Source organism: Sphingomonas sp. (assembly GCF_031380695.1).
In the GTDB taxonomy this organism is placed as follows: Bacteria; Pseudomonadota; Alphaproteobacteria; order Sphingomonadales; family Sphingomonadaceae; genus Sphingomicrobium.
On record NZ_JANMWY010000069.1, the window covers coordinates 1 to 5,139 of the forward strand.

6 protein-coding genes and 1 pseudogene are annotated in these 5,139 nt (G+C 66.7%); 3 read left to right on the top strand and 4 right to left on the bottom strand.

Features of this window, described 5'->3' with window-relative positions; all coding sequences use genetic code 11:
* A pseudogene (locus RMN84_RS02815) lies at positions 1 to 152 on the bottom strand (glycosyltransferase family 1 protein); the annotation flags it as partial.
* Positions 153 to 198: 46 nt separating this feature from the next.
* Between RMN84_RS02815 and RMN84_RS02820 the strand changes: the two are divergent.
* The 3 genes from RMN84_RS02820 to RMN84_RS02830 are packed head-to-tail and all read left to right on the top strand — an operon-like array spanning position 199 to position 1,547.
* On the top strand, positions 199 to 693 hold the full coding sequence (locus RMN84_RS02820) for a DNA-deoxyinosine glycosylase (RefSeq protein ID WP_309610689.1): 495 nt from the start codon (positions 199 to 201) through the stop codon (positions 691 to 693).
* Between the two features lie 9 nt (positions 694 to 702).
* The gene (locus tag RMN84_RS02825; RefSeq protein ID WP_309610690.1) at positions 703 to 1,011 is read left to right on the top strand and encodes a hypothetical protein; all 309 of its coding nucleotides are present in this window, start codon (positions 703 to 705) and stop codon (positions 1,009 to 1,011) included.
* A gap of 14 nt (positions 1,012 to 1,025) precedes the next feature.
* The gene (locus RMN84_RS02830) at positions 1,026 to 1,547 is read left to right on the top strand and encodes a sterol desaturase family protein (RefSeq protein ID WP_309610691.1); all 522 of its coding nucleotides are present in this window, start codon (positions 1,026 to 1,028) and stop codon (positions 1,545 to 1,547) included.
* Here RMN84_RS02830 and RMN84_RS02835 read toward each other — a convergent pair.
* Genes RMN84_RS02835 through crtY form a run of 3 tightly spaced genes read right to left on the bottom strand, consistent with a single transcriptional unit; the run spans position 1,507 to position 5,100 of the window.
* The gene (locus RMN84_RS02835) at positions 1,507 to 2,475 is read right to left on the bottom strand and encodes a phytoene/squalene synthase family protein (RefSeq protein ID WP_309610692.1); all 969 of its coding nucleotides are present in this window, start codon (positions 2,473 to 2,475) and stop codon (positions 1,507 to 1,509) included. The genes RMN84_RS02830 and RMN84_RS02835 overlap by 41 nt on opposite strands.
* A gap of 7 nt (positions 2,476 to 2,482) precedes the next feature.
* Positions 2,483 to 3,958 carry a phytoene desaturase gene (locus tag RMN84_RS02840; protein ID WP_309610693.1) on the bottom strand — a complete coding sequence of 492 codons (1,476 nt, stop codon included), beginning with the start codon at positions 3,956 to 3,958 and terminating at the stop codon, positions 2,483 to 2,485.
* On the bottom strand, positions 3,955 to 5,100 hold the full coding sequence (gene crtY / locus RMN84_RS02845) for a lycopene beta-cyclase CrtY (RefSeq protein ID WP_309610694.1): 1,146 nt from the start codon (positions 5,098 to 5,100) through the stop codon (positions 3,955 to 3,957). Before crtY ends, RMN84_RS02840 begins: the two co-directional genes overlap by 4 nt.
* Positions 5,101 to 5,139 lie beyond the last annotated feature (39 nt).

Sequence of the window (5,139 nt, forward strand, 5' to 3'; positions counted from 1 at the left end):
AAGGCGGGCGTGTCGGTGGTCGGCGAATAGATGCGCACGGCGTGGCCCTGGCCCAGCAGATAGCCGACCAGCCGGTTGAGCGCTTGGTTCGCGCCGTCGCGGACATAATTGTAATTACCCGAAAACAGGGCGATGCGGAGCGGCTCGGGCATGGCGCGGGGCATAGCGAAGTGCGTGCGCGGCGGCTAGGCCGTTGGCATGACGAGCAAAGCTTCGATGGCGCCGGTCGGCGCGGCGGACGCGCGGCTGCTGCTGCTCGGCAGCCTGCCGGGAGACGCTTCGCTGACGGCGCAGCGCTATTATGCCCATCCTACGAACCAGTTCTGGCGGTTGCTGGGTGTGGCGCTGGGCGAGGAGCTGGCACTGCTCGATTATGATTCGCGGCTGGTGCGGCTGGCGGCACGTGGCGTGGCGCTGTGGGACGTGGTTGAACGAGCCGAGCGGACGGGCAGCCTCGACGGTGCGATCCGTCAGGTTACCGCCAACGCCTTGGCCGAATATGCGGCGACTCACCTGCGGCTGGCTGCGATCGGGTTCAACGGGCAGACGGCGGCGCGGCTGGGGCGGCGGGCATTGGGAGAGACCGCGCCGAGGATGATCGACCTGCCGTCGTCGAGCGCGGCCTTTACCATGGCCTTCGCCGACAAGTCCGAGCGCTGGCAGGTCTTGGCAGGTTTCGCCGATCCTGCCTAAAGGCGGCGCATGAGCGAAGACGTCGACTTCGAGGAAACCAGCGAGGACGGTGACGAGGAGCGCGATCCGTCGCTGAGCCTAGTCGACGAGGCGCTGGTCGCGGGCAACATCGCCAATACAAACGGGCTGCTGGTGATCCTGGCTAAGCTGGTGTCGAAGGGGATCTTCGATCAGGACGACCTGAAGGCCTTTTCCGACAGCTATTCCAAGCCGCTCGACCATGAGCATATGCGCGAGAATGAGCTGGTCACACAGATGCAGGACCAAATGGAATCGACGCTGGCCGAACTGATGCGCTTCCTTGCCGCAGCGAAGTGACGTAGGGAGCGCGCATGTATTTTTCCCTTGAACTGCTGCTGTTCGTTGCGACTATCGCCACGATGGAGGGGGTCGCCTATGTCACCCACCGGTGGGTAATGCACGGGCGGCTGGGGTGGTTCTTGCACGAGAGCCATCACCGCGAGCGGCCCGGCCGGTTCGAGCTCAACGACCTCTACGCCGTCATCTTCGCGCTGCCGTCGATCGTGCTCCTGGCGGGCGGCGTGCGGTGGGGATGGGGCGAGTGGGCGACGTGGACCGGGGCGGGCATCGCGGCTTATGGCGCGATCTATTTCGGCTTTCACGACGTCATCGTCCACCGCCGCGTGGCGCACCGGATCGTGCCGCGCTCGCCTTACTTCAAGCGCATCGTCCAGGCGCATCGCATTCATCACGCGGTCGAGACACGCGAGGGCACGGTCAGCTTTGGCTTCATCTATGCGCCGCCGGTCGAGGCGCTGAAGGCTTCCTTGTCCGCCAACGGCCGCGCCGGGATCAGGGAACCGAAGGCCTTGTCCACAGCCCGTCGCGGCTGACGAGGCGGGACGTGCGGAGCGAATCCGCGAGCGCTTTCAGCACGAGTCCGAACTTCTCGCGCCGGGGAATCGAAATCCGCCGGTCCCAGGCGCGCTCGCCTAGCTCGACCGCCCGTTCTGCGACCTTGCCATAGATTCGCGCCGCCGAGTTGACCGCCCAGCGGCTGCGGAACGGCAGCCGCGCCGCGCCGACGGTCGAGCTTCGGCGGTAATCGTCGGCCAGCGTGGCGAGGCGGCGGGCGATGCGGGCGAGGGCGGGGCGATGGGCGGGGTCGGCAAGGTCCACACCGGCGAGACCCTCTGCGACGAGCCATTCGTCGGGCAGATAGCGTCGGCCGACCTGCGCATCGTCGACGATATCGCGCGCGATATTGGCCAGCTGGAAGGCGATGCCAAGGTCGGCGGCGCGGCTTAAAGTATCCTTGGCCAGCATGTCGCGGTCGCCCGCCGGAACGCCCATGACATGCGCCATCATCACCCCGACGGCGCCGGCCACCTGATAGCAATAGCTCAGCAATTCCTCCTCGTTCGCCGGTGTCCAGCCGGTCGCATCGCGCGCAAAGCCGGCGAGATGGTCGGCGGCGAGGCTGGCCGGGATGCCGCATTCGGCGACGACCGTGGCGAACGCGTCGAAGGCGGACAGGCCGGTCGGCTGGCCGGCCAGCGCCGTATCGGTGGTCGCGCGCAGGAAGGCGATGCGCTCACTCGGGTTCTCGGGCGTGACCGCATCGTGACCGAGCGTCTGGCCGTCGGTGACATCGTCACACGCCCGGCACCAGGCATAGAGCAGCCAGCTGCGCTCGCGCGTTGCCTGGTCGAAAATCTGGCTGGCGAAGCGGAAGCTTTTCGATCCCTGGGCGATGATCCGGCCCGACTCCTCGACGAGCCGCTGACGCTCCGCCCCATCTCTCGCGACGCTGGCGCTCATTCCAGCATCAGGCGTTTTTTTCGAGCATGAGATTGGCCGTCGCCTCGGCACTGCCGACTACACCGGGGATCCCCGCGCCGGGATGCGTGCCGGCGCCGACGAAATAGAGATTGGCAATCTTGTCGTCGCGGTTGTGGGTGCGGAACCATGCGCTCTGCGTCAGCACCGGCTCGAGGCTGAAAGCGGAGCCGAGATGCGCGGCGAGGTCATGCTGGAAATCGAGCGGCGAGTAGTGGAAGCGCGTACGGATGCGGCTGCGCACGTCGGGGATCAGCCGCGCTTCGATCGTGTCGAGAATCGTCTCGGCATAGGCTTCGCCGTCCTTCGCCCAGTCGACCTTCGCCTTGCCCATGTGCGGCACCGGCGCGAGGGCGTAGAAGGTCGAACAGCCGGGCGGGGCCATCGACGGATCGGTCACGGTCGGGTGGTGGAGGTAAAGCGCCGGATCGGGCGCGAGCCGGCCCTTGTCGTAAATGTCGCCGAGCAGCCCTTTGTAGCGCGGGCCGAACAGGATCATGTGGTGCGGAATCTGGGGGAAGGTCCCCTCAAGCCCGAAGTGAAGCACGAACAGCGACGGCGACCACTTCTTGCGCTTGAGGGCATGGACGCGCGAGGCGCCGCGCGACGACCCCTCGATCAGGCTGTAGCTATGGAGCACGTCGCCGTTCGAGGCGATCGCATCGGCCTCGCCGCGCCAGCCCGACCGGGTGCGGACAGCGCGGGCGCGCTCCCCCTCGACCTCGATCGCCTCGACCAGATCGTCGAGTCGGATCGTCCCGCCGAGCCGCTCGAACAGCGTAACCATCCCGGCGATGAGCTTGTTGGTGCCACCCTTGGCGAACCACACGCCGCCGTCGCGTTCCAGCTTGTGGATCAGCGCGTAGATCGACGAGCAGGTCATCGGATTGCCGCCGACGAGCAGGGTGTGGAAGCTTAATGCCTGACGCAAATGTTCGTCCTGCACAAAGCTTGCAACGATTGAATAGACGCTGCGCCATGCCTGGTAGCGGGCCAGCGCCGGAGCCGCCCTGAGCATGTCGCCGATCTTGAGGAACGCCTTCGTGCCGAGCTTGACATAGCCCTCCTCATAGACCCCTGCGGCGTAGGCGAGGAATTTCTTGTAGCCTTCGACGTCGGCCGGGTTGAGCGCCGCGATCGACGCAAACAGCGCCTCGTCGTCGTTGGAATAATCGAACCGCGTCCCGTCGGGCCAGTCGAGCGCATAGAAGGGCGTGACCGGAACCAGGTCGACGTCCGCCGCCATGTCGCTGCCGCTCAGCGCCCACAGTCGCTTCAGGCAGTCGGGATCGGTGATAACGGTCGGCCCGGCATCGAACACATGGCCATCGCGCTCCCAAAAATAGGCCCGTCCGCCGGGTTTATCGCGGGCCTCGACGACGGTGGTCTGAACCCCGGCGGACTGCAGGCGCATGGCGAGCGCCAGCCCGCCGAAGCCGGCCCCGATCACGATTGCACTGTTCATTTGCTCTCCGGCAACACGGCCAAGGCCCTGAAGAAGTTTACGGGCGGACGACCCGTAAGGATGCGCATGCGGTCCCCTAACGTGCTTCGCCCGGCATAGAAACGCTCGATCAACTGGGCGGGGAGGCGATAGAAGCGCTGAAGGACCTTATATCGCTGCAGCGGGTCGGCGGCACGCATGAGCATGCGGGTGAGCAGCCGGTCGAACTTGCTCCGCCGCCAATGCGCCACGGCGCGGGCGCGGGTCGCCGGACCAAGCTGCCCATCGAGCGGCGCGTCGCTTGCCAGCCACACGGCGAAGCGAACCGCCTCAGGCAGCGAATAGCTGGTCAGCGAATGGAAAAAGCCGCCGCGCACCCCGGCACGCGCCACAGTGTCGGCGGCCGGCCAGAAGCGGTCGAAATCGCCGCCGATGACGACCGGGAGAACGCCATGTTCCTCCCGCGTCCGTCCGGCGATCTGCCACCCGCGCCCGGCGCCATAGTCCGCGATCCGCTCGCGCAGCCGTTCGCGGTCGAGGTCGGGCTCGTCGGTGTAATAGGTATCCTCGACGAACAAGGCGGTCGGCGAGAAGGGCAGGAAATAGACGAAGCGGTAGCCGTCCGTTTGATCGACCGTGGCGTCCATCACGATCGGTTCGGCAAGGCCGTGTCCCTGGGGGATTTCGAGCAACTGGCCGACGAACTTCTGCCACCCGCAGTGCAGACCTTCGGGCGCGGCGGAGAGGCCGCGCGCGTCGAGCACGGCGTCGGCGGTCAGTGTTCGGCCATCGTCGAGCGTGACGCTGGTCGGCGTCAGCGCGGCGGCATTGGCGCGAACGATCGCCCCGCTCGCCATCGCGCCGCGAACTGCCTGGTCGAGCGCCTCGCTCTCGATGCTGTTGTAGCCCGCGCCGAGCCGCCGCTGGTAGAGGGGAAAGCGGACCTCATAACCGGGCCAGCGATGCCCGATCAACGATCCGACTAGGGTCCGACCCGGCTCGCTCAAATCGCTGTCGAAAAAGGACCAGAGATGGTTGCCACCAATCGCCGCCTCGGCCTCGACCAGCGTCACCACGACGTCGGGCCGGCTTTTTGCCAGCGCCAGCGCGCACAGGCCGCCTGCCAGACCGCCGCCGACGATGATAAGGGCACGGGACGGCATCGCAGCCTCTCTAGCGTCCCGCGCGGCTTGCGACTAGGC

What these genes read in the sequence shown, in the direction of transcription:
- RMN84_RS02820 (WP_309610689.1), top strand. Translation starts at nt 199, where the DNA reads ATGACGAGCAAAGCTTCGATGGCGCCGGTCGGCGCGGCGGACGCGCGG.
- RMN84_RS02825 (WP_309610690.1), top strand. Translation starts at nt 703, where the DNA reads ATGAGCGAAGACGTCGACTTCGAGGAAACCAGCGAGGACGGTGACGAG.
- RMN84_RS02830 (WP_309610691.1), top strand. Translation starts at nt 1,026, where the DNA reads ATGTATTTTTCCCTTGAACTGCTGCTGTTCGTTGCGACTATCGCCACG.
- RMN84_RS02835 (WP_309610692.1), bottom strand. Translation starts at nt 2,475, where the DNA reads ATGAGCGCCAGCGTCGCGAGAGATGGGGCGGAGCGTCAGCGGCTCGTC.
- RMN84_RS02840 (WP_309610693.1), bottom strand. Translation starts at nt 3,958, where the DNA reads ATGAACAGTGCAATCGTGATCGGGGCCGGCTTCGGCGGGCTGGCGCTC.
- crtY (WP_309610694.1), bottom strand. Translation starts at nt 5,100, where the DNA reads ATGCCGTCCCGTGCCCTTATCATCGTCGGCGGCGGTCTGGCAGGCGGC.